This window comes from Bradyrhizobium neotropicale (assembly GCF_001641695.1).
Taxonomy (GTDB): domain Bacteria; phylum Pseudomonadota; class Alphaproteobacteria; order Rhizobiales; family Xanthobacteraceae; genus Bradyrhizobium; species Bradyrhizobium neotropicale.
The window spans coordinates 12,309-35,197 of sequence record NZ_LSEF01000040.1 but is presented as its reverse complement, the minus strand read 5'-3'; the positions used below and the strand labels follow the sequence as shown (position 1 = coordinate 35,197).

The following is a 22,889-nucleotide window of genomic DNA, read 5'->3' as shown; positions in this document are numbered from 1 at the left end:
CCTTATCCTCGTCGGGGGGCCGCCTCCTTTCTCGTTGCCTTGTCCACGATGGGGGGCGTTTACATTCCGATCAGTCTTGTCCTTGCAGGGACTGAACACTCGGTCGTCAAATCACTGCGGCCGCTTCTCCGCGGCCAGCTTGTCGAATTCCGCCCGCGCGCGCGGGTCTCGCAACGCGGTGACGATCTTCTCCTGAACGCTCCAGTAGCCGGCCGGAGGCGTTTCCGAGATCGGCTGCCGATCCATCGACCTGATGATCGCAAGCACCTCTTGCGGCGTCAGCGTCAGTGTCACGTCCTGCGCCACAGCCGGCGCAGCGGACAGGAGGAGCGGTAGGATGAAAAGTGCTCTCATCACACGCCGCCGGTACCGAGCTCGACGAGAGCTTGGGTATTGCAGTCGAAGCCGATGCCGTTCGCTTTCGCGGAGGCCTTGACCGCACGGTGGAACGCGATGTCGGCCGCTTTGACGGCTGCTTGGCTGCTCGCAGCCTTGTATGCCGCCTGCTGCGTCACCTCTGCCGAGTAAACATTGTTATCGTGCGTCCTGTTGCCACTGTATCCGCTCATGTCAGTCTCCTCTGCTAGGTCCATCCAGTGAAATGCGGCATGTTCAAAATCACGTGGGTCTTGAACGAAGTGAGGCGCTGGATTTGGTCCAGTCGCTCGACGATCGAACGCTCGGTGTGGGCCGTGATCCAGTTAATGGCCCTTAGAAGTTCGCGCGCATGCATATTGCTGAGCGCTTCCGCTTCCATCGCGCGGTGAGCCCCCTCGAGCTGGTCGACGAGCTCCGAGCCAATGCACGGCTGTTCACGCATCTCGGTTAGAAAGTTCTCGATCGGTCCCATCAGGCCCCCATGATCAATTCGGGCGGAGAGACATGCAGAAAGCCCTTCGGCAGCTCGGCGTAAGCGTGACGCAACGCGTAGGCCGCCGCCACGGTGTCAGCAGTCGTGGCGCCCTTGTGCTTGCGCAGACTGTCGACCGATAGGCATTCGGCGAGTGTGAGCGCGGCAATGATGGTTCGCCTCTCGTCCGACGCTTCATGCAGGAAATGGCAACTGTACCGCATCACTTGGCCTCCGCGTTGATCATCGTGTTGGCGATCGTCAGCATCCGCAGTTCTTGCGATCCGCCCTGAAGGAGGTTGCGGACAAATTCGGGATTGCGGCCGAGCGCATCAAGCCGTTCCCGCGCTTGACGCTGCATCGTCGCATCGATGGTGCCGCCTTGGGCCCATGCCAGAACCTCCCGACCAGCTTGCTCCGATGCCGGCAATCCGACGCCGGCGAGATAATCCGACAAGCCCGTGGCATCGCGCGCGTCGTCGTCCTTGGCTTGCTGCTCGAGCATCTGCTCGACCGTCTGCGTCGACGGCTGCTGCGGTATCTGACCGGCGTTTGCCAAATAGTCTTTCGCCATCGCGGCCAACTTCTCGGTCGCCTGCTCGGGCGTCAGCGTCATGATGTCCTGCGGCTCGTTCGTCTGATCCGTCATCACTGCGACTCCTCAACGAGGTTTTGCGCCCTGATCGGCTTGCAAAGCTTGGAGGCCTCGGCATAGCGAAGGACCGCGCCAGGATCTGAGAGGGCAATCGCTTCCTGAAGCCCCGAACCGCATGGGTGAGAGCACACCGCGCGACCTGAAATCACACAATGGTCAATCTTGCATGCGGCCGGACAGGCTGATCTGGTCATTCCACTGAAATCGGTCATGCGGCCTCCTTCGATGCTGCGGCCATCGCGCTTTCGTTCATCTTTGCAACCTGTTTCTCGACGTCGATGACAATCGCTTGATTGGCGGAGCGCAGTTCATCGATGCCGGCTGGCATGGCTTCCGGTTGGCGCCGGAACAACTCAACGGTCGGCTTCGCAAACGGAACGAAAAACCTGCCGATGCCGTCCGATCGCGGCGGTGCCAGACGCCAGAGCTCTGAAAGGATCAAACGTTCGCACGGACCAAAGACCGGGCCGTACACACCATCGGGCCCGACCGCCATCACCGGAATGCTCGTTCCTGTCGGCATCGCGATCTGTGCAGCCAATGTCGCCTCGGAGTATTCGGCGTATGCCTTCGCCATCAACGCGGCCGCCTCCATGACCTTTGCCATGGCCTTTTCGCGCTGCTCCATGTTGACTTTGAAGTCTGCCAGTTGTTCGGCCCGCATCTCGGCCACTGCCTGAACGGCTGCCTGACGATCAAGGCGAGCCGCCAAGGCGTGTGCCTTCTCCAGTTCCGCGACCTCGCGATCTGCCATAGCGACACGCGCGCGCAGGTCCGCAAGACGCTTGTCGGCGCCGCGCGCGCCTTCGGCTGCTTCGAGGGCAGCCTGAGCGATCTCGGGATCTATGGAAGCGCGGACGGAGCGGGCGGCTTCCAGCTTTTGCGCAATGGCCGGCGCGCGGGTCATCGTCATGCGGCTTCTCCTTGCTTGGGTTCTTTGGCCTTGATCGCGTCCTCGATTGCGAGGCGGGCAAAATCGGATGGTGTTCGCCGGTCCTTCTGCGCTGCCTGCTTCAAATTCCGTTTGAATTCGGACTCGACTCGCATCGTGAACGTCTCCGTCGACATGGTCCGGTCCTTTTCCTGACACCCGTCAAATCTGAGCTCACCCTGCCGTGGCTCGTTCTGCACAACAACGCACTGCATTGTAGTGCGCGGCCTCGGCCCGAATTGCTTCCGCTTCACCCAGCGATGGCCGATCGATGCCTCCTGCGCCGGATCCACGGCGATCGTGATCTGACAAATGCCGAGGGCCAGGGCGCCGAGAAGGGCGCCGAGGGATGTGGGACCAGGATTCTTCGCCGGGTGCGGGCCCATCAGCTTGCTGCTGTATCCCGCCGGGATGCCGGCGAGATCATCCAGTTGCTCGAAGCTGATATCGAGCTCTTCCTTCCGCTCGAGCAGAACGGCCAGGATCTCATCCTTTGAGCGAATGATCCGCGGCTTCACCTAGCGCCCCGTGAAGATATCGAAATCGAGGCCTGACGCGGTTTGACTGCTACTGCTGCTGTTGCGGCGCTGGCGGGCGAGAGGCATGGCACCATAGCCGACACCGTCGCAATCGGACAGCACGCGGCCGCCGCGGCGCATCATGATCGCGTACCTCATCGCCGAGACCAGATCGTCGCGCTGTTTGACCAGCCTGAAGTCTTCATCGCGATGGTAATTTCGGAGTTCCTCCAGCAACTCGGTGTTTTGCGGGCTGATCTTCAACTTGCTGCTGAACATCATCTCGCGAATTTCCTGCAGCGCGGGCTCAACCGAATTGGTCTTGGTGCCGTGGTTGATCGCATGGCCCTTCATCATATTGGCGCCGAAGCCCTCATATTGCTTCGAGAGCGAAAGCCCTGAGCCTTTGTCGTGTTGATTACCGTCGTGAGGCCAGGCGATCGGGATGCGCAGGCCGCGCGTCATGCTGTGAATGCGCTGGGTGTGATAGAGCGCGCTGCTGCGCTCCATCCGGAACGAGTCGATCACCCAGACCTCGCCGATGTCATGCGTCCAGGCGATCAGCACCGCGGCGAAGGGATGGCCAAAGCCGAAGTCAATGCCGACGCACCAGCGGGCATAGCCTGGAATGTCCATGCCGGGGTCGAAGTTCTTCACCACCGTCGGCAGAAGCTCGAGCGGAAACACCGGTCCGCTGCCGAGCTGGGGCGTACCCTCCAGGCGGGCTTCGCGTTCATGCTCGCCATAGCTCGACGCCAATTCTTCGCGACGAGCCTCGCTGATGTGCCTGACCTCATCGGAGCGAATGCGGAATGCCGCGCGATCGGAAGACGGCTCGGACAAAAACTTGTAGGTGACACCGCTTCCGCCGCCGGCGCCGACGGGCGTGAAGCTGACGATGATATGGCCGTCCGTGGCCGAGGTGCGCGCCAGCAATTCGCTGTAGATGTCTTCGCTCGGCTTTTCGTCGATCCATACGATATCGACGGATTCGCCTTGCAGCTTTTCGCGGCGCATCTCGAATGACTTGAAGGTGATCGTCGACGTGCCGTCGGTGATGCCGTCGGTCTGATGCGTGACGAAGGCGGTGTCGACCGCGCCGGTGCCGCCGGGGACCATGATCGGACGCTTGGCGAAGCTTTCGAGCGGAATCATTCCCGTCCCGATCTCATCCTCGCCGCAAAGCTTCTTCTGGATCGTGTCGCGCACGAGCTGGCCGGACTCGCCGACCACCCAGATGCGCACCGGTTTGTTGAAGCGCTTTCCAGTCCACCAATCGGGATATGTCCCACAAGCATGTAGCGCGACCTCAAACGATGCGGACAAGGTTTTGCCGGTCTGGTTGCCGCCCGACAGGAGACGCTGGTGCACGCCGGAGGAGCCGGCCGCGAAGAACTCGAGCTGCGTCTGGTAGAAGAAATCCGTGCCCATGAAATCGAAGCGGCGATATTTCTTGCGCCGCTCGGCCGACGACAGCGTCTGCCGCGCCAGTCGGGCCAGGGCCTGCGGATCCGGAACGTCCTCAGCCATGGACCACCTCGCCCTCGATGATTTTGGCCTCAGCGGCCCGCCGCGCGTTCTCGGCGGCTTCCAGTTTTTCGAGGCGGCTAAGCCCGTTCTGGCCGAATAGCTCCACCAGCTTCTCGCGCGTGGCTCCGATCTGTCGGAGCGCGCGCAGCTCCTCCAAGGCCTCCTGGTCCGGGTCGATCACCTTGTGCGTAACGCTGATGTCCTGCTTGGTGACCACCGGGTCCGTCCGCGACAGAATCTCCGAGATCGCCCGCATCTGGTCCTTGTGCTTCGCGTCGCCGGCGATGGTGTAGAGCGCGTTCACCGCCTCGGCATGACCAGCGCGCATAAAGCGGCGCGCCTCCGCGGCGATCGCGGCCACCATCCTGTCATCATGCGCCAGCTGCCAGGCCAGCTTGCCCAGATTGGCCGGCGTCGAGCCCTGCCCAAACCCGGCCGCGCGCGCCGCCGCGGTGTACTTCCCATGCCCGCCCGGTCCGGTGACCAGCGCAAGGCAGAACGCCCGCCACATGTCGTTCGGCAGCGCCCGCATCTCCGGTGACATCTGGCCCCAATCCGGCTTGGCCTTTGCCGGGGCTACGGCGGCCGTACGCTTTGCTTTCGCCATCACCGCGCCTCTGACACCGTCACAGCGGCGCGCCGCTCCTGCGTCGCCTGCTCGACGATACGGCGCAACAGAGAACCGACACTCCGGTCCTCCTCGCGCGCCCACGTCTCCAGCGTCGCCTTAACCTCCGGCTCAGCCTCAAACGTCACCTTCTCGCGCTTCATCGCGACACCTCCGAAATCATGCGCGTGACGGTGCAGGACGAAGGGAAACGCAACAACGCACTACGAAATTCGGAGGAAGGTTTGAGAGCGGGCTCGTGTGCTCGGATTGGTCGTCGATAATCAGCAACGACTTGCGATCGACGGGTACGGCACCCCGTACTCCGGTCTTTTACGGGGAAGCACCGAGCATTTTGGGACTTCAGCGGTTGCGACAACGGTCGAGCCGTTACCCCGATGTTACCCGAACGGGGAGCACACCACGTAAGCCATTGATCTGACTCACAGATGCTATCGTGCCCAGCGATGTGCTCCGAGACAGACGGGCACAGAACGGGGCCGACGGAAATTCTAGGGGGGAAGAAACGACTGAGGATGATCTGCCTTAGCGGGGCGTCATGCTTGCGACCGCAGCACAACCCTCCGTGCCCTGTCACAGCGGGGATCATCATCCCCCGATAAGGATTAAATCTATAAGGTGGGTGGGACATACCAACCCGCTCCACAGAGGGGTTTGGGTAGGACATGCCATCCCGCAAAGTGCTCTTGTGGGTAGGACATACCAACCAACGTTTGGGTGGGACATGCCAACCATTCGAACTCGTGTGCCTGCGCATTTACACAACCTTTGGTGATGATGCCGGAGACAATGAGATAGCCCGCAGCTTCGGCCTCTCGGGCTGTTTTGCTGGCGGTGCTCCATCGCCTCGTGTCCTGCTGAAACGGAGCTTGTGCGCGATGTCCTTGGCCTCGCCTTCCGTCTTGACGTCCAGGTAGGCGTGAGAGGCGTCGTTGGCCGTCGGGGTGCTTGGCAGGAACGTCGGCTTCCACATGTTGGGCGTGCGGCCGCTCCGCGATCCGCCCATGTTGCGGGTGCATTCGATGATGCCGAGCGCGCAGAGCACGCGCAGTGAGGGCGCAATGTGGGGCGTGTCGATGCCGTAGAGCAGAAAATCTCGCTTGGTGATGACCAACCCGCCGTTGACGAACCCGGACTTGGATTGATGCTCTTCCATGATCCGGTCGAAGGCGCGCCGTTCGTGGATGTTGAGCACCGACCATGCAGGACTGGTCAGCAGCCTGCGAGGAAACCTGAAATATTGCTCGGCGAGGTTTTTCATGAGCGGAGCTCCTCGAGCAGCACATCGTTCCAGTCCGTACCGGGCAGGCTCGGCATCTTGATCTCGACGGGGATGTGCAACCTGGTGCGAAGGATCTCCGCGGCTTGCTGACCTCGGCCGTGAGCATCGTGGTCGGCGAACACGATCAGGCGCTGGCATTCGGGCGGTGGTTCGAATGTTTCGATGCCGTAAGCGGAGAGCACGCTCCAGGTCGGAATTCGGAACAGCTTGGCAGCAGAGAGAGCGGTCTCAATGCCCTCGGCAATGCCCATCAGCGGCGCCGCCGGCATCAACCTGATTGCGGGCCCGCTGCCGTGCTTGCCGGTGGTCCGTCGAGCCGGATCGACGTTCGCTTTGCCCGATCCGTCAGGTGCGATGAATGTCCTATGTGTAGAGACGTGCTTGCCGGCCGGGTTGAGGACCGCTGCGAGCATGGTTGGATGACGCGACGTGGCGCCTGTCTTGTCGTCGCGATGCCAGTCCGTCTCACAGACGCGAAGGGACGGCGGATAGATGTCGAGACCGACACCGCGGTGCCGAAGATAGCGATCCACGATGCTGCCAGGGCGAACGGGGCCGCCGCGCCGCCAGGCCTTCAAGTGAAAATAGGTGGCGGATGTCTTCTCGTTCGTAGCCCGGATCGGAGTTGTTCGGACCGCCGGTTGGCCTCCGATGACATTGTCGATCATCCTCGCCGCTTCATGAAACGGCTTGCCTGTGAACTTGATGACGAGCTCGATCGCCGGGCGGGGCTTGGGCGTGCACTGATTGCAGACCCACATGCCGTCACCGTCCTGTCCGCGGCGATCGATGAAGCGAAACCTGTCCTTGCCGCCACATACCGGACAAGGGCAATTGTGACCGCGGAGGAAGCGCTCATCGATGCCGAGCGCGGGGAGGATGCTGCGCCATTGTCCGCGAGCTCGCTCTTTGGTGGAGAGGGCGATCATTACGATGCCCTCCGCTTGGCGAAGGCAATCTGCCTGGACCTGATCCAAGAGAGCGTCGACGCAGTCGGTGTGCAGGTGGGCGACTGATTCCAACCCCACGGCGGAAACGAGCCGAATTTATTTTTGTACTGGTGAGCGGCCCAGCCCTTCTTGTAGTTGCGCTCCCACTCGATCCAGCGGAGTTCAGCATAGAAGAAGGCGCGATCTTGCTGCGTGGACGCCTTTGCGGAAGTGCGCGAAGCGAGTTCGATCAGCTCGCCCTCGTTGTTGACGATGTCGCACTTGGGCTCTGGCTTGAAGCCGCAGGCCGGGCAGATCGGCGTCTTCGGAGGCTTCAGGAACGTGCACTTCGGGCACTTCTTTGGGAGTGCCTCCTTGGCCTTCGGCTCCGCCTTCTGGCGCTCGCGGCCGTCGTCAAGTTTGTCGTGCGAAATGTCGGTAACGAAACCTAGCCTGATGTGGTTGTCGCTGTGATCCAGGATCAGGCAATCGTCCTTGCCGTCGGCGGTGCGCAAGCCACGGCCGATCATCTGGACGAACAACATCTCTGATTTGGTCGGGCGCGCCAGGATGATGCAGCGGACATCCCAGTCGATGCCAGTGGTGAGACATCCGACATTGCAGACGACCTCAACCTCGCCCTTGTGGAAGCGCTTGGCGATAGCCTCGCGATCAGGAGCGGCGGTATAAGCATCGATGTATTCGGCGACGATGTCGGCCGCGATGAACTTCTGCTGCAAGTTCTTCGCGTGCGCGCGGTCGACGGCGAAGCAGAGGGTGGGACGTCCGCGCCCACGCTCGATCCATGTGTCGATGACGTCGGCGACCAAGGCGGACTTATCCATCGCCTTTGACAAGTCGCCTTCGTGGTAGTCTCCGGCCACGGTGCGGACATCGCTAAGGTCGGGCGATGCCGGGGCGAACACGCGGAAGCGCGAGAGATACCCGGCCTCGATCAGCTCGGCCGTGGTGGCGGCGATGATGAGCTTATCGAAATACTTCCCGAGACCGCGCGTCCATGGCGTTGCCGACAAACCGATGAACGGCACGTCGGCCCACTCGGGGCGCTTCAGCCATTCGCCGTAGAATTCAAACCAGCGGTGCGCCTCGTCGATCATGACGAGATCGGCCGCTGGGACGGCGCGACGTTGCAGAGTCTGCACGCTCGCGACCTGGATGGGCCGCGCGTAGTTGGTCAGATAGTGCTGCGCCTGGATCACGCCGACGTCATAGATGCCTTCGTGGAAGAACTTCTCGACGGTCTGGTCGACGAGCGACAGCGCAGGCACCGTGAAGATGGCCCGCTTCTCCGCGTCCAGTATCTTGCCGGCGATCGTGCCGGCGATGATGGTCTTGCCGAAGCCGGTAGGTGCCTGCACCATGATCCGGCGGCAGCCGTCGGCGATGGCCTGGTCGATCTGTTGGATCAGGTTAGTCTGTTGTGGACGAAGCATTGCGCCCATTGGCCAAACCTTTCGGAGACGGCCGGGCGGGTCTTGCTATGGATTCCGGGAGGGCGTAGGAGAGCGGTGCTGATTGGCTTCGGCACGCTCATTCCCACGGCCCGGTTGCGAGACCTCGCGCCGGGTCGTGGTGTTTCTAGGCTGCGTTTTCCGTGATGAGCTTGATGGAGGCGCGCGGGCGCGAGGCGTTCCACTCGTCGACCTCCTTCTCGATCCAGGCGACGGAGTTCGGGCCGAGTTGCACCGGCAGCGGGAATTTGCCCGCCTGCATGTATCGATAAATTGTCGGATAGCTGAGTCCGGTCTTCTTCAGGACTGCAGGCTTGCGGAGCATGTTCATGGGCAGACATCCTCGTTAATTGGATGTCGTCCCATCTATCGGTTATTCGGTCGGTCTTGGTGGGACAGTTAGGCCGTTGCTGTCGCCTTACCTACTTGTCTCACTTTGACGTTGAAGCGCGCGATTGAGCCTTCGGACGAGACTGTCACGCAGATTTTTGTCTTGGGCGCGTGACTTTCCTCGGTGCTTGACCGAGTGGTTCTTGAGCGCAGCTTCAGCGAACGCGCGCTTACTCTTCCAACTGCCGGTCTTCCAAAGCAGCACGAGATCACGATCGCCCATAGGATCGTGCGCACCTCTGCGCTTCAGCGGTGGAGGCGGCCGCCGGCCTTTGACCCGCTTCGGCTTAGCTCTGGCATGATCCCGGAAGAGCTTCGCTGCCGTATCAGGGCCAAAGATGGCGCAGGCCTCGGCAAACATCAGCGTAAGACGCCGCCTGAAATCTTCGCGCGCGTCTTCCGTCAGCCCAAGGTCATAAGCGGCTGCCGAGGTGTCGCCGGGGTTTGGCCGCCTCATGTCTATGCCCGAAGCGCGATGACGTTGTCGGCCGGCGCATCATTCGGCGGGTCGACGATATTCTTGAGACGCGCGGCCCACAGCTCAAGCGCCTCGCGCTTTTCGTCCAGATAGGCCCACTGATCATAAATCTTGTGAAGCTCAGGCTTGGCGTGAGCGAGGATGAGTTCGCGCACCATCTCCGGCACAGGCAACGCCGACAAATGAGTCCGTACTGTTCTGCGAATGTCGTGCAGGACGTACCAGAGGCGTTTCAGGTCGGCGACGATCTTCTTGCGCTCCTCGCCGCGGGCCTGTGACAACCGCGCCATCGCCGCCTCGATTTCACCGATGCGGGCGCGCAATCCAGCGTCATTCCGTTCGGTCGCGATCTTGCGCATCTCCTCAAGCATCAGCTTGTCAAAGCGCCGCTTCATCTTCGAGAAGCCGGAAATCGGCTCGGCGCCGTCGCCGGTGCTGAACAGGAAGTCACCGCCATTGAACGAGGGCAGCTTCTCGATGATGGTGAGCAGATCGGGCGACAGTGGCACGACGTGCGGTCCGCTCTCGTCTTCCTCGCCCTTCATGCGCTCGGCCGGAATAGTCCAGAGCTTGCGCCCGATCTCAAATTCTGAGCGATGCGCCTCCGCTGCCTCGTTGCGACGCAACGCCGTCAGCATCAACACCTTGACCATGTCACCGAACGGATAGCCCATGCGGCAAGCGGCCCGCCACGCCGCGCGCAACTCGTCATCCGAGAGGATCCGTTTGCGCTTGGCCTTCTTGCCGATCAGCTTCATGGCTTTCAGGCGATCAGCCGGCGAGCGATCGAGCCGGTAGGACGGATGAGCCATCGCCCAATCGAAAAGCTGTCGGATGACCTCGAGGAGCTTGCGCGCGGCTTCCGGCTTGCCTGCGTTGACCAGCGCCAGGATGCGCTCCTCTACGTCAACTGCGGTGATATCGGCCGCGGCCTTTTTGCCCCACGGCCCGACCAGTTCCCGATCGATGATGCGGCCGAGCTCCGAACCGCGCCGTAGTCTTGAAAGCTCACGGGCCTTGTATGCTTTCGCAATCGCAGCAAAATCCGGCCGGTCATTCTCCTGTTGCTCGGCCTGCGCCGCTACCACGGCGGCCGCGGTCGCCTTGTCCCGCTCCTCGGCCGGATCCCGCTTGGCCTTCACCATGCCGCGAAGCTCTGACGCCTTGGCCCTGGCCTGCTCGAGATCGAAGGTCGTCTTGCCGTCGGGCTTGTCGAAGTCGACGGCACCGATGGTGTAGCGGCGCCGCTTGTTCTGCGTCGGCGAGTTGTAGACGAAGATCCAGGACCGTGAGCCTTCCGACGTCACCCGGCAGCCAAAGCCGGGGACGATCGCGTCGTACCGCTCGGCCCGCGCCGTCTTCGACGTCGGCCGTTTGATCCTGCTAACCGAGAGAGCTGTAAGTGCAGAGCGCGCCATGCTGACCACCTTGTTCGGGTAACAGCGGGTAGCAGATTGACGCGATTACTGTTGCGATACCCTGAAATAGGTTGATAACGATCAGGGCAGAAAGCGCAATGAATTCCGTCGGTTCTGCACACCGTGCTGATACGGAGTGAAATGCAGTGAAACCGACCGTATCCTCGTTTACACCGAGAGGGTCCGCGGTTCGAATCCGTGACCGCCCACCACACAAATCAAACAGTTAGCGCTCTTCGAAGGCGGCCTTGCCTTCTGCGATGGGCTGCGTCATTGCGGCGGGGTCGAAATGCCTCGCCTTAACCACATTTCTGCGCGTACATCCGGCAAATCCGGTGATGGCAGGGCAGTTTCAGTGACGGCTCAGTCCCACAATTCGGCAGAACAGGAGTACGAGGAGCAGGTTCGCATCCTCGTTCGCATCATTTCAGCCTCCACCCTCGGGCTGCTTAGTTTTGCTGCGGGCCTGCTGATTGGGACCTTCTTGTTTTCCTGATCCGGGAGGGCCGTCCTTCAGGGTGGCAGTGACAAATCACTCAACGTCCGTGGGTCGGTTTGACGCGAGCGAAGGCGGGCTTTTTTTCGCCGCGAGCTTCGGCTCCGCAGGCCGGCCAGTTGACACCCGAACCGAGTTGGCGGGCGCTCTTGCCGCCTTCGCCAGGCGTGCGGCGCCCAAAAAGGGCCGCCAGCGGGTCCAAAATTGCCTTCATTCGGTCATCTTTTCGATCCCCGCCCGAACCACCGTTCCAGCTCCCTGTAATCAGCGTGGAGTATCGCCGTGACGAGTGATCTTCGCACGAAGCTGGAAAGGTACGAAGCCAAAGCCGCGCACTGCATGAAAGCGGCCCAGGAAGCTCCTGATGAGGCCGGTCGGGCCTTTTACGAGGAGCTTGCTCACTACTACGACGAGCTCTCCGCGGATTTTCGCCGCGTCCTTGCCAAGCGAACCGGGGCCGCGCTGGCAGCCGAATGAGCTGACGCGTTGCGGCGCCGGCGCCCTGGGCGGGGAAAGGGGCTGCGGTTCGAATTACGAGCCTTTGCTATCTCGCGGGCACCCGCCGGTGCCGAAACGGCTGACCAATGGCCGCTCGCGGTGCTTCTGCGGCGATTGGCGCAGTAAACCAATGGCTCGCGTGCGATGCGCGCCAGCCGCGCGCCGCGGTCCCCTCAGTTACACACCTCGTGTTCAAAGACGTTACCCGTCGCAATTCTGGAGTTTGGGTTCAATCCTCCCGCGGTCCTCACGACGTGGCATCCCTTAGCCACGGGCCGACACCCCGCTTGGTTGCAGATGATCTGCCCGCTTGTCTGATGCGTTGCCGGTGCGGACTCGAGTTTCTTGCGCTCAGCATCCCGCTTGGCCTCGTCATCGCGCGTCGCGACCGGCTTCTTCTCCTGCACCTTCTCGCATTCATTGTCGTCATTGACGCGGTAGCCTGCGCGGCAGGCGATCTTGACGCAGGCCGTCTCGGCGGATCGCGTCCTGAGGGCTCGCTTGCGGTCCTGCGGTGACTGGCTTTGCCGGGACCAGCGACACATATCGCCGCCGAGCGAGCCGTAGACGTAAGGCTCCTGCTTGTAGCCTGTGTTCTTCAGGACATCGTCGCGCACGAAGCCGAACGCCTTGCGCAGGTCGAGCCCGGGCGTGGGGAGTCGCTCGACCAGGGCCGCAGCGAACGGACTGTTCCTGGAATCGCCGTCCGAGGCGGTCGAGCCCGCCTTGGCGGCGAAGGCGATCATGGTGTTCGGGCTGTTCGGCTCGACCTTGGCGAGGCCACGGCCGATGGCGCGCGCGGCCATCGTGCGCTTCATGGTTTTGGAGAAGGGATTGTCGCGGCAGGCGTCGAGGATGACGAGACGAAGCTGCTTGGCGGTCTCGACGGCGAACAGGGCGCGCTCCAGCGGTAGCGTTTCGTCGAGGACATCGCTGTCCGTCTCGAGCGTGGCATCGGTGGGGATGAGATAATTGGTGCCGTCCAGTTCAATGCCGTGACCGGCATAGTAGACGACGGCTACCTCCGCCTCACGCGTCTTGCCACCAAAGTCGCGCAGCGCCCGGCGCATCTCCGCGGCATTGAGGTCGAGCTTGACCTCGACCAGGTCGAACCCGGCCTTCTTCAACATGCCGCCGACAATGGACGCGTCGTTCACGGGGTTGGCGAGCCTGGGCGCGCTCTTGTAGGCGGAATTGCCGATCACAAGCGCGACGCGCTTTTCCGCGCGCGCCGATCCGCAGGCAAGACAGAATACGGCCAGTAAAAATAGAAAAATCCGAATCGCGCCCATTGCAGCCCCAAATCGCAATGTGATCGGAGTAGTCAGAGCATGCCATCAAGGCAAAGCCCCATTTGTGATGAACGTCACAGGCGCCCGCGCGGGAAGGATTGGCCAATGTGTGCTCAGCATGCGCTCACGCAACACGACTGGTTGCAAAGCTTCGTAACTCCCTCAACCCTCGAACGGCTCGGCCAACCAGGGGATTGCGCCAGGTGAACACTAGTGGCGTACAGGATTGACGGGGTGCGCGACCCAGGCGTCCGTGGGTTTCCAGCGGTGCGTCTGGCCACAGCGCGGACACCTCAGGGGGATGTCGACGTCAGGCAGGGTCTCAAACACAACGATCTCTGTCGTCAGGCCGGTTAGCACGGCCTGGCCCGTGACAGGACAACGTATCAAAATATCTGACATATCGAACCGCTCTTGCGGCGACTAAACTCATGCTAAAGAATTATGACGCGTGCCTCGTGAGGCCAAGCGATGAAGAAGAACGACGTAATTTGTTCTGAGTGCGGCGCCGGTGGCGATGAGCATCACGTAGATGGGAATGACCGATGGAACAGCCAAGCGGACACGCTGAGAACGCCGACCAGATCGCCTATTGGAATGGCCCGAGCGGACAGCGCTGGGCCGACCGCCATGCAGCGCAGGAGAGTTTGCTCGGACCGATTGCCGAAGCGCTGATCGACCGCGCCAAGCCGAGGCCCGGCGAGCGCGTGCTCGATGTCGGCTGCGGCTCCGGTGCGACGACGTTCGCGCTTGCGAAGGCGGTGGCGCCGAGCGGGTTCGCGCTCGGCCTCGACGTATCAGAACCGATGCTGTCGCAGGCGCGTGCGTTGGCGCCGAAGGGGCTGCCGCTTGACTTCGTGTTGGCGGATGCAACGGTCTATCCGTTCGAGCCGGCGAGCTTCGACCTCCTGGCGTCGCGCTTCGGCGTCATGTTCTTCGCCGATCCGATCGCGTCCTTCACCAACCTCCGTCGCGCGCTAAAGCCGTCCGGGCGGCTGGCCTTCGCCTGCTGGCGCGAGCCGCGGGAAAATCCCTGGATGATGGCGCCGCTGATGGCGGTCTACAAACACGTGCCGAAGATGCCGCCGGTTGGTCCCGAGGAGCCCGGTCCGTTCGCTTTCGCCTCGGAGGAGCGCGTGATGCGCATCCTCAAGGGGGCCGGCTTCGTCGACGCAGGCGTGGAGCCGCACAATCTCGCCATGGACATCGCGATCGGCGGCGGACTAGAGGCGGCCGTCGACGGCGCCCTACAGATCGGCCCGGCCAGCCGCGCGCTTCAGGGCCACCCGCCGGAGACCTATGAAGCCGCCAAGGCCTCGATCCGCGAGACGCTCACGCCGTTCCTGAAGGGACAGTCAGTGGCGCTCCAGGGCGCGATCTGGATCGTGACGGCGAAGGCGGCGTAGGGGGCGGGGTTTCTCGCCGTCATTGCGAGGAGCGGAGCGACGAGGCAATCCAGGCCGTCTTCGCGGCGACAGTCTGGATTGCTTCGCTTCGCTCGCAATGACGAGGTTGACGCACTCTCGCGCTGCATCCGTCATGCCCCCCTCACACCACATCATCCGGCGCCAGCGCACAGCCGTTGTCGGGCCGCGTCTCCACCTGGAGCGTGGTGTGGCCGATGCGGAAGGACGTCCTCAGCAACTGCGCCGTCTCCATCAGGAACGCATCGCCCGCCGCGCCGCCGGGCATGACGAGGTGGCAGGTCAGCGCCGTCTCGGTTGTGCTGATCGGCCAGACGTGGAGATCGTGGATCGCCGATACGCCGTTGCGGTTCAGCAGAAATGCCCTGATGGCGTCGAGGTCGGTGCCCTTCGGTGCCGCCGCCATCGACATGTCGATGGAACTGCGCAGCAGGCTGGTCGTGCTCCACAGGATGATGGCGCAGATGATGAGGCTGGTCACGGGATCGAGCCATAGCCAGCCGGTCCAGATGATCAGTGCCGCCGAGACGACGACGCCGAGCGAGACCGCGGCATCGGCGGCCATGTGCAGGTAGGCGCCTTCGATGTTGATGTCGTCCTTGCGCCCGCTCGCAAACAGCATCGCGGTGGCGCCGTTGATGAGGATGCCGATGCCGGCGACCACCATCACGGTTACGCCGGCGATCGGCTCCGGCTCGCGCAGGCGCAGGATCGCTTCCCAACCGATCGCGCCCGTCGCGACCAGCAGGAACACCGCGTTGGCCAGCGCCGAGAGGATGGTGGAGGCGCGCAGGCCATAGGTGAAGCGGCCGCTCGGCGCGCGCCTGGCCGCGACCGATGCGCCCCAGGCCACGACCAGACCGAGCACGTCGCTGAGATTGTGGCCGGCATCGGCGAGCAGCGCGGTGGAATTGGCGATATAGCCATAGACCGCCTCGGCCACGACCAGTGCGGTATTGAGCGCAATGCCGATCGCGAAGGCCTTGCCGAAATTGGCGGGCGCGTGGACGTGCGCATGGCCATGATCGTGGCCGTGATGATGATCATGGCCATGATCGTGGCCGGCGTGGTCATGACCGGCTTGATGGTCGTGGCTGCCCACCTCTATCGCTCCTCCGCAGCGGCCAAGTCAGCGGCCATTGTAGGCGTTTCGCTCGTTCCGTCACGGCGGAACAGCACATAGAGCGCCGGCAGCACCAAGAGCGTCAGCACGGTCGAGGAGATGATTCCGCCGATCACAACTGTCGCCAGCGGCCGCTGCACCTCGGCGCCGGCGCCGGTGGCGAGTGCCATTGGCACGAAGCCGAGCGAGGCGACCAGCGCGGTCATCAGCACCGGGCGCAGGCGCGTCAGCGCGCCTTCGCGCACCGCGTCCGCGACCGAGCGGCCCTCGCGGCGCAGCCTCTCGATGAAGGCGATGATGACGAGGCCGTTGAGCACGGCGACGCCCGACAGCGCGATGAAGCCGACGCCGGCGCTGATCGACAGCGGGATGCCGCGCAGCAGCAGCGCCGCGACGCCGCCGGTGAGCGCCAGCGGCACGCCGCTGAATACAAGCAGCGCATCGGCGGCCGATCCCATGCTCATGAACAGCAGCAGGAATACGAGTAGGAGCGCCACCGGAACGACGATCGTGAGCCGCTTGGTCGCAGAGACAAGCTGCTCGAACTGCCCGCCCCAGCCGATCCAGTAACCCGGCGGCAGCTTGACCTTCTGCGCTACGACGGCCTCCGCCTCGGCGACAAAGGAGCCGAGATCGCGGCCGCGCACGTTCGTTGCGACCACGACGCGGCGCTTGCCGTTCTCGCGGCTGATCTGGTTCGGTCCCGGCGCGACCTCTACCGCGGCCAGAGAGGAGAGCGGCACGTAACGCAGCGGTGCGCCAGTTGCTCCCGTCCATGCCGTCCTGGTCAGCGCCGCACCCTCCGGTGCGGGGGGCAGGGAGATGGGAATGGCCTTGATCGCATCAAGGTTGGCACGCAGGTTCTCCGGCAGGCGCACGACGATGTCGAAGCGGCGATCGCCCTCGTAGAGTTTGCCGGCTGGCTTTCCGCCGACGGCGATTTCGACCACGTTCTGGACGTCGGCGACGCTGAGGCCGTAGCGCGACAGCGCCTGCCGGTCGAGCTTGACGGTCAGGATCGGCAGGCCCGCGACCTGCTCCGTCTTGATGTCGGCGGCGCCTTCAATGCCACGCAGGACGGATTGCACCTGCTGCGCGATGCCGAGCAGGATATCGAGGTCGTCGCCGAAGATCTTGACGCCGACGTCGCTGCGCACGCCCGCGATGAGCTCATTGAAGCGCATCTGGATCGGCTGCGTCATGCCGTAGGTCGTGCCAGGCAGCGTGTTGGCGGCACGCTCGAGCTCGTCGACGACATCAGCCTTGGACTTGCCGGGGTCCGGCCATTGCTCCTTCGGCTTCAGCATGACGTAGGTATCGCCCGCGTTGGGCGGCATCGGATCGTTGGCGACCTCCGCAGTTCCAAGCCTGGAGAACACGGTCGAGACCTCAGGCACCTGTTTGAGTGCGCTCTCGAGTCGAAGCTGCATCTCGACGCTTTGCGTCAGGCTGGTTCCGGGAATCCGGATCGCCTCGATCGTCACGTCGCCCTCATCCAGGCTGGGGATGAATTCGCCGCCCATCCGGGTCGCGGCAAACAGGCTGCCGGCGACGATGACGAGAGCGGCGAGGGCGACGCCGACACGATAGCGAATGACCCGGTCGAGAAGCGGAACATAGACCCGCTTCGCGGCGCGCATGAAGATGTTCTCCGTCTCCGACACCTTGCCGGTGACCAGGATCGCGATCGCGGCAGGAACGAAGGTGACGGACAGCAGAGCCGCGCCGGCCAGCGCCATCAGCACGGTCAGCGCCATCGGCGTGAACATCTTGCCCTCGGTGCCGGTCAGGGTCAGGACCGGAAGGTAGACCACGGCGATGATGAGCGTTCCGAACAGGCTCGGCTGGATCACCTCGCTGGCCCCGGCGCGGATCGTCTCGGTGCGTTCCGCAAGCGACAGCAGGCGTCCGCGCCTGTGTTGTTCCCCCGCGAGCAGGCGGAGGCAGTTCTCGACGATGATGACGGCACCGTCGACGATGATGCCGAAGTCGATCGCGCCGAGGCTCATCAGATTGGCGCTGACCTTGGTCCCGACCATGCCGGTGATCGTCAGCAGCATCGAGAGTGGAATGACGCAGGCGGTGATCAGCGCCGCGCGGATGTTGCCGAGCACAAGGAACAGGACGGCGATGACGAGGGCGGCGCCCTCCAACAGGTTCTTCTCAACCGTCTCGATGGTCGCTTCCACGAGATGCGTTCGGTCATAGACCGCGCGCGCGACGACGCCGTCCGGCAGCGACTTGGCGATCTCGCCAAGCCTTGCCGCGATCCGCTGAGCCACCGAGCGGCTGTTCTCGCCGATCAGCAGCATCGCGGTGCCCAGCACGGTCTCCTGGCCGTCGACCGATGCGGCGCCGGTGCGCAGATCCCTGCCTTCCTGGACGTCAGCGACGTCGCGAACGCGAACCGGCACGCCGCCGCGGGAGCCGATCACGATGTCGCGGATCTCATCGATGGTTGCGACCTGGCCGGGCGCACGGACCAGATATTGCTCGCCGTTGCGTTCGATATAGCCGGCGCCGACATTGGCGTTGTTGGCGGCCAGGGCGGCGAGCACGTCGCGGAAGCCGAAATTGTAGGCCATCAGCTGGCCCGGGTTCGGAAGCACGTGGAATTGTCGCTCGTAGCCGCCGATCGAATTGACCTCGACCACACCGGGGACGGTGCGGAGCTGCGGCTTGATGATCCAGTCCTGGATGGTCCGGAGCTCGGTCGGCGTGTAGTCGCGGCCGGTCGCGGATTTCGCGCCCGGCTTGGCGCTGACCGTGTACATGTAGATTTCGCCGAGCCCGGTCGAGATCGGTCCCATCGCGACTTCGGTCCCGGCCGGCAGCTGGTCCTTCACCTGCTGAATGCGTTCATTGACGAGCTGGCGGGCGAAGTAGACGTCGGTGCCTTCCTGGAATACGACCGTGACCTGGCTCAGGCCATAACGCGAGATCGAGCGCGTATAGTCGAGCCTGGGCAGGCCCCCCATCACGGTTTCGATCGGAAAAGTGATGCGCTGTTCAGCCTCGAGCGGAGACAGGCCCGGGGCGTTCGTATTGATCTGAACCTGGACGTTGGTGATATCAGGGACCGCATCGATCGGCAGACGGGTGAAATTCCAGGCGCCCAAGGCGCCGGCCGCGAGCGTCAGGAGAACGACCAGCCAGCGCTGTCGGATCGAGAAGGCAAGGAGACGCTCAATCATGATCGGCGTCTCCCTTGCCCATCTCCGCCTTCACGACGAAACTGTTCTCGGCGACGTAGCGCTCGCCGGCGGAAAGACCCGCCTTGATCTCGACATAGCGCGGATCGGACTCGCCGAGCTCGACCGGGCGCGCCTCGATCTTGTCGCCGTCCTCGCGAACGAACACGATGGTCCTGTTCTCCAGCGTCTGGATCGCGCTCCTGCGAGCTGCAACTTTGACGTTGCGCGCGGCCAGGATGAGCCGCGCCGTGACGAACAGGCCGGGCCGCAGCCAGCCTTCCGGATTTGGCAGCACGACGCGCGCGAGCGCGGTCTGGGTCTCGCTCGAACCGATCGGCGCGAGATAGGAGATCGTGCCCTTGATCTCGCCGCGGCCGTCGTCGGGATCGATCAGTACCTCGTCACTGATGCGGACCCGCCGGAGGTCCTGGCGATAGATCGAGAGATCGACCCAGATGGTCGAGAGGTCGGCGACGACGAAGGCCGGCTTCTGCTCGGAGGCGTATTCGCCAAGCGAAATCTGCCGCTCGATGACGGTGCCGCCGATCGGCGCCTTGAGCTCGTACACGGTAAGGCTCTGGTTGCTCTCGATCGTGGCGAGCAGTTCGTCCTTGGCGACCCTGTCGCCGATGCGTTTCTGGATCGACTTGGCGATGCCGGGAAAGCGCGGCGTCACCTGCACCACGGCTTCCTGGTTGGCGCGCAGGATGCCGTTGAAGGCGAGGGTGTCGGTCAGCGTGGCGCTCGCGGCCTCCGCAAGGGTCACGCCGGCGGCGGCGAGCTTGACATCGGAGATCCGGATGCGGTCGGCGCCGTGCTCGTCCTGCTCGACATGGTCGTTCGGCTTCTCAGGCTTCTTCTCTTCGGCGTGACCGGCCGGCTCGACCTTGGCGGGCGCGAGCATCGCGTAGCCGTAGGCGCCGAGTGCCGCCGCGACGAGTGCCGCGAAGATGGTGGATGACGTCTTCATCTTGCGCTCTCCCGGGCGAGCGTGAAGGGATTGCCGACGAGGCCTTCGATGGTCGCAACGCCTGCATGGAAATTCTGCAGCGCCTCCTGCTCGCGCAGGCGTGCCTGGGTGACGCTCGCCTGGGCGTCGAGCACCTCGAGCAGCGTGAAGCGGCCCTGGCCGTAGCCTTGCGAGATCGCCTCCGCAGCTTCAGTCGCTTTCGGGATCGCGGTCTCGCGCAGCACCGCAAGCTCGCGCAGCGAGCCATCGATCGAATCGTAGGCACGGCCAGCGATGACGATCAGCGTGTTGCGGTTGGCCTCGCGCTCGGCCCGGGTCTTGGCGAGGCTCTCCTGCGCCGAGAGGATGTTGCCCTGGTTCTGGTCGAACACGGGAATCGGGACCGAGACGGTGAGGCGCACCGCGTCGTCATTGGTCTCGTTGAAATGCCGCCAGCCGGCAGCGATCCGCACGTCCGGATAGGGTTTTAGCCGCGCCAGCAGCAGCTCGGCATTGCGCTGCGCATAGACCGCGGTCCAGCGCACCAGCTGCGGATTGGCATCGATCGCGGCAACCACCGATTTGAACGAGGGCGGACGTCCCGTGGTGTCGAGCCGGCCGGAGACCTCGGAGAACTTTGCCGCGGCATCGCCCATCAGCACGGCAAGCTCCCGCCGGGCGCTGGCCAAGGTCGCCTTGAGGCGCTCGCGATCGGCCTTGACCAGTGCGGAGGCGACCTCGGCGCGGCCGGTCTCTGCCGGAGAGGAGGCGCCCGCCTCGACGCGGCGGCGCAAGAGCGGCGTCAGCCGGTCGATTGCGGCAATCTGCTCGTCGAGGATCTGGATGCGGCGTTGCGCACCGAGCACGCTGAGGAAGGCGATCGCCGTCTCCGACAGCACCTCGAGCCGGATCGCCTTGCGCTGGATCGCGGCGACCTCGATACCTGCGGCGCCTGCGGCGATCCGCGCCTCGCGCTTGCCGAACAGTTCGAAGGCCTGGCTGATCTGGAGGGTGGTTTCGGCTGACTTCGTGCCGCGGTAGATGCCGGAGCCGAAGGAGTTGTCCTGCTCGTAGGAGAGCTCCGGATTGAGCAGCGCGCCGGCCTGGATGCGCTGGCCCGTGGCAATGCCGACATCGCGTTCCGCCGCGGTGAGCCGCGGGCTGGCCGCGAGCGCGCGCGTCAGCGCAGCGCGCATCGTCAAAGTCTGCGCGTGTGACGACAGCACCAGGGATGGGCTGATGAGAATAGCCATCGCGCACGCCATGCGCGCGGCCGTTCGCCTGCAAAACATGAATACGACCTGTGAAGGAAAGGGGCATGGGCGCGCTGCGCCCGGCTATCCGCTCAGGTCAGATGTTTGGGGGGCGGGGAGTCCGTATCGGGCGCGATGCCGGCAAGCGCGGCTTGACGCGGCCGCGGCGGTGCGGCGGGGAGCTCGACAACGGTGTCTGGCTGCGCCGGCTGCACGACCGCGACCGAGAAGCAGCCGTGACAATGGTGCCCAGCGAGTGCCTTGTGGTCGCCATGCCCAGCATGGCCGTCATCGAGGCTCGAGGCGATCTCCGAGCCGCCGGACGGGCTGGTTACATCGATATCATGTGCACCATGCAGCACGCCCGCGAGCAAATAAGTGACCGCGATGAGGACAGCCAGCAGCCCGCGCCAATTGCGCAGGTCGCAAAATCTCGGGGGCTGGCGGCTCAGAAGCACGAATTCACTCGGTTTGACGTTGGGCTGCCTTAGCACGGCAACGAGAGGGGTGTCGACGTGCAACATTGTTACGCGGCCGGAACACCCGTCCCGGCGAACAGGAATTTTCCGGGCCTGCGCTCAATCGTCGCCGCGGCCGTAGTAGCTCTTGATCAGCCGGTACTGGCTGCCTGTCCCGACGTACTCCTGATGCAGGCAGCCGGCGGAGTTGCAAAATCCACCGCCGTTGTCGCAGTGCAGATGCTCGAAATGCAGTCTGATGATGCGTGAATGATCCAGGTAAGTCGCAAAATAGTGCGCAGCCCGCGGTGAACCTCCACACATGCGCGTCACGGCGCTCCTGACGTTGGGCGGCAGGCGGTCGATGTGTTCCGAATTCCAGGGATCGTCGTGTCCGACCTGACTGCCGAGACCAAATGCTTGCGGCGTGGCGACCAACAGGGCGGCTGCAATTGCCGGACAGAGGGTGCGAATATTCAACATGCCAGCCTCCATCGTGACGGATGACTCGCGTCCTTCGCGAGACGAAGCCTATCACAATCGTGGCCGGTGCCAATGTGGTGCTGTGGTATTGGCATCAGCATGCAGTGCAGCGCGGTCAGCATGCGGACCCGTTCGGCCGTGGTCAGCCTTCGGTTGCTGTTGCGATGCGCTCGCTGAAAACGACGCCGAGTCTCCCTAGGAGGTCAGCTCGGGGAGGCGGACTGCGGAGTTAGCGGCTGATCCGCAGTCTCCTATCCGGAGATTGTTCTCGACGTCCCACTATTGGGACTTTGGGCCGCCATGATACCGCGAGCGTGAGCGATCTTCGATTGCAGCCGTTGCAGGCGTCGCGACTGAAGGCCCTCGGTCGTAGGCGAACGCAGAGCCGACGCGATTCTGCGCGAAGCCAGCATAGGGCGTGCTGCTTCTGGCCTCGTTCGGCCAATAGCTCTTGTCCGAGATCGTCGAACCCGCCTGGGCGCTTGCTGTCAACGCTACCAGCGGCAGCAAGAACGAAAGTGTGAGAAAGATCTTCTTCAACATAGTCCCGGCTCCATCTTTGGCGGAAGCGCGTCATGTGCGCGCTTCTAAAGAGGAGTTCGGAGCGAAGCGTCTCGCGGTTACAGGCTCACACCGAC

General features: G+C 63.5%; 24 protein-coding genes and 1 pseudogene. 2 read left to right on the top strand and 23 right to left on the bottom strand.

Going from position 1 to position 22,889, the window contains the following annotated elements; genetic code table 11:
- Positions 1 to 111 precede the first annotated feature (111 nt).
- The 15 genes from AXW67_RS12310 to AXW67_RS12245 form a co-directional block, all read right to left on the bottom strand.
- On the bottom strand, positions 112 to 354 hold the full coding sequence (locus tag AXW67_RS12310; protein ID WP_063678102.1) for a hypothetical protein: 243 nt from the start codon (positions 352 to 354) through the stop codon (positions 112 to 114).
- The gene (locus tag AXW67_RS12305) at positions 354 to 569 is read right to left on the bottom strand and encodes a hypothetical protein (RefSeq protein WP_063678101.1); all 216 of its coding nucleotides are present in this window, start codon (positions 567 to 569) and stop codon (positions 354 to 356) included. The genes AXW67_RS12310 and AXW67_RS12305 overlap by 1 nt, the downstream gene beginning before the upstream one ends.
- 14 nt (positions 570 to 583) lie before the next feature.
- A complete protein-coding gene (locus AXW67_RS12300) occupies positions 584 to 850 on the bottom strand; it encodes a hypothetical protein (protein WP_063678100.1) in 267 nt (88 codons plus the stop codon).
- On the bottom strand, positions 850 to 1,074 hold the full coding sequence (locus AXW67_RS12295) for a hypothetical protein (protein ID WP_063678099.1): 225 nt from the start codon (positions 1,072 to 1,074) through the stop codon (positions 850 to 852). The genes AXW67_RS12300 and AXW67_RS12295 overlap by 1 nt, the downstream gene beginning before the upstream one ends.
- Positions 1,074 to 1,466, bottom strand: coding sequence for a hypothetical protein (locus tag AXW67_RS12290; protein WP_145927570.1), 393 nt, complete (start codon positions 1,464 to 1,466; stop codon positions 1,074 to 1,076). Before AXW67_RS12290 ends, AXW67_RS12295 begins: the two co-directional genes overlap by 1 nt.
- A gap of 247 nt (positions 1,467 to 1,713) precedes the next feature.
- A complete protein-coding gene (locus AXW67_RS12285) occupies positions 1,714 to 2,418 on the bottom strand; it encodes a hypothetical protein (RefSeq protein WP_063678097.1) in 705 nt (234 codons plus the stop codon).
- On the bottom strand, positions 2,415 to 2,954 hold the full coding sequence (locus tag AXW67_RS12280; RefSeq protein WP_063678096.1) for a hypothetical protein: 540 nt from the start codon (positions 2,952 to 2,954) through the stop codon (positions 2,415 to 2,417). The genes AXW67_RS12285 and AXW67_RS12280 overlap by 4 nt, the downstream gene beginning before the upstream one ends.
- Entirely contained in the window at positions 2,955 to 4,484 is a 1,530-nt protein-coding gene (locus AXW67_RS12275; RefSeq protein WP_063678095.1) for a terminase large subunit domain-containing protein, read from the bottom strand. It abuts the gene before it with no gap.
- Entirely contained in the window at positions 4,477 to 5,091 is a 615-nt protein-coding gene (locus AXW67_RS12270) for a hypothetical protein (RefSeq protein ID WP_063678094.1), read from the bottom strand. Before AXW67_RS12270 ends, AXW67_RS12275 begins: the two co-directional genes overlap by 8 nt.
- Positions 5,091 to 5,255, bottom strand: a complete 165-nt coding sequence (locus tag AXW67_RS42695) for a hypothetical protein (RefSeq protein ID WP_161491249.1) — start codon at positions 5,253 to 5,255, stop codon at positions 5,091 to 5,093. Before AXW67_RS42695 ends, AXW67_RS12270 begins: the two co-directional genes overlap by 1 nt.
- A gap of 614 nt (positions 5,256 to 5,869) precedes the next feature.
- Complete coding sequence (locus AXW67_RS12265; protein ID WP_063678093.1) at positions 5,870 to 6,373, bottom strand: hypothetical protein; 504 nt, start codon at positions 6,371 to 6,373, stop codon at positions 5,870 to 5,872.
- A complete protein-coding gene (locus AXW67_RS12260) occupies positions 6,370 to 7,323 on the bottom strand; it encodes a DUF7146 domain-containing protein (protein ID WP_063678092.1) in 954 nt (317 codons plus the stop codon). The genes AXW67_RS12265 and AXW67_RS12260 overlap by 4 nt, the downstream gene beginning before the upstream one ends.
- Complete coding sequence (locus AXW67_RS12255) at positions 7,323 to 8,777, bottom strand: DEAD/DEAH box helicase (protein ID WP_161491248.1); 1,455 nt, start codon at positions 8,775 to 8,777, stop codon at positions 7,323 to 7,325. The genes AXW67_RS12260 and AXW67_RS12255 overlap by 1 nt, the downstream gene beginning before the upstream one ends.
- Before the next feature lie 145 nt (positions 8,778 to 8,922).
- Complete coding sequence (locus AXW67_RS12250) at positions 8,923 to 9,126, bottom strand: helix-turn-helix transcriptional regulator (RefSeq protein ID WP_063678090.1); 204 nt, start codon at positions 9,124 to 9,126, stop codon at positions 8,923 to 8,925.
- A 518-nt stretch (positions 9,127 to 9,644) separates the two neighbouring features.
- A complete protein-coding gene (locus AXW67_RS12245; protein WP_082907864.1) occupies positions 9,645 to 11,081 on the bottom strand; it encodes a tyrosine-type recombinase/integrase in 1,437 nt (478 codons plus the stop codon).
- Positions 11,082 to 11,859: 778 nt separating this feature from the next.
- Between AXW67_RS12245 and AXW67_RS41800 the strand changes: the two genes are divergently transcribed.
- Positions 11,860 to 12,054, top strand: coding sequence for a hypothetical protein (locus AXW67_RS41800; RefSeq protein ID WP_035683943.1), 195 nt, complete (start codon positions 11,860 to 11,862; stop codon positions 12,052 to 12,054).
- 492 nt (positions 12,055 to 12,546) lie between these two features.
- Here the strand turns inward: AXW67_RS41800 and AXW67_RS12240 are convergent.
- Positions 12,547 to 13,367: pseudogene (locus AXW67_RS12240) on the bottom strand (caspase family protein); the annotation flags it as partial.
- A gap of 545 nt (positions 13,368 to 13,912) precedes the next feature.
- Here AXW67_RS12240 and AXW67_RS12235 point away from each other — a divergent pair.
- Positions 13,913 to 14,773 carry a class I SAM-dependent methyltransferase gene (locus AXW67_RS12235; RefSeq protein ID WP_063678088.1) on the top strand — a complete coding sequence of 287 codons (861 nt, stop codon included), beginning with the start codon at positions 13,913 to 13,915 and terminating at the stop codon, positions 14,771 to 14,773.
- Positions 14,774 to 14,915: 142 nt separating this feature from the next.
- Here the strand turns inward: AXW67_RS12235 and AXW67_RS12230 are convergent, their stop codons facing one another.
- The 7 genes from AXW67_RS12230 to AXW67_RS12200 all read right to left on the bottom strand — a co-directional run bounded on the left by AXW67_RS12230 (position 14,916) and on the right by AXW67_RS12200 (position 22,794).
- On the bottom strand, positions 14,916 to 15,893 hold the full coding sequence (locus AXW67_RS12230; protein ID WP_063678087.1) for a cation diffusion facilitator family transporter: 978 nt from the start codon (positions 15,891 to 15,893) through the stop codon (positions 14,916 to 14,918).
- A gap of 2 nt (positions 15,894 to 15,895) precedes the next feature.
- Positions 15,896 to 19,108 (bottom strand): efflux RND transporter permease subunit, encoded by a 3,213-nt coding sequence (locus AXW67_RS12225; RefSeq protein WP_063678086.1) that lies wholly within the window; start codon positions 19,106 to 19,108, stop codon positions 15,896 to 15,898.
- Positions 19,101 to 20,078: a divalent metal ion exporter adaptor subunit IhpB gene (ihpB, locus tag AXW67_RS12220; protein WP_063678085.1), complete on the bottom strand. Its 978-nt coding sequence runs from the start codon at positions 20,076 to 20,078 to the stop codon at positions 19,101 to 19,103. Before ihpB ends, AXW67_RS12225 begins: the two co-directional genes overlap by 8 nt.
- Positions 20,075 to 21,349, bottom strand: a complete 1,275-nt coding sequence (gene ihpA, locus AXW67_RS12215; protein ID WP_063678084.1) for a divalent metal ion exporter subunit IhpA — start codon at positions 21,347 to 21,349, stop codon at positions 20,075 to 20,077. Before ihpA ends, ihpB begins: the two co-directional genes overlap by 4 nt.
- A 53-nt stretch (positions 21,350 to 21,402) precedes the next feature.
- A complete protein-coding gene (locus AXW67_RS40405; RefSeq protein ID WP_082907869.1) occupies positions 21,403 to 21,768 on the bottom strand; it encodes a hypothetical protein in 366 nt (121 codons plus the stop codon).
- A gap of 120 nt (positions 21,769 to 21,888) precedes the next feature.
- On the bottom strand, positions 21,889 to 22,251 hold the full coding sequence (locus AXW67_RS12205; RefSeq protein WP_145927569.1) for a hypothetical protein: 363 nt from the start codon (positions 22,249 to 22,251) through the stop codon (positions 21,889 to 21,891).
- A gap of 279 nt (positions 22,252 to 22,530) precedes the next feature.
- Positions 22,531 to 22,794: a hypothetical protein gene (locus AXW67_RS12200; RefSeq protein WP_063678081.1), complete on the bottom strand. Its 264-nt coding sequence runs from the start codon at positions 22,792 to 22,794 to the stop codon at positions 22,531 to 22,533.
- Between the last annotated feature and the right edge of the window lie 95 nt (positions 22,795 to 22,889).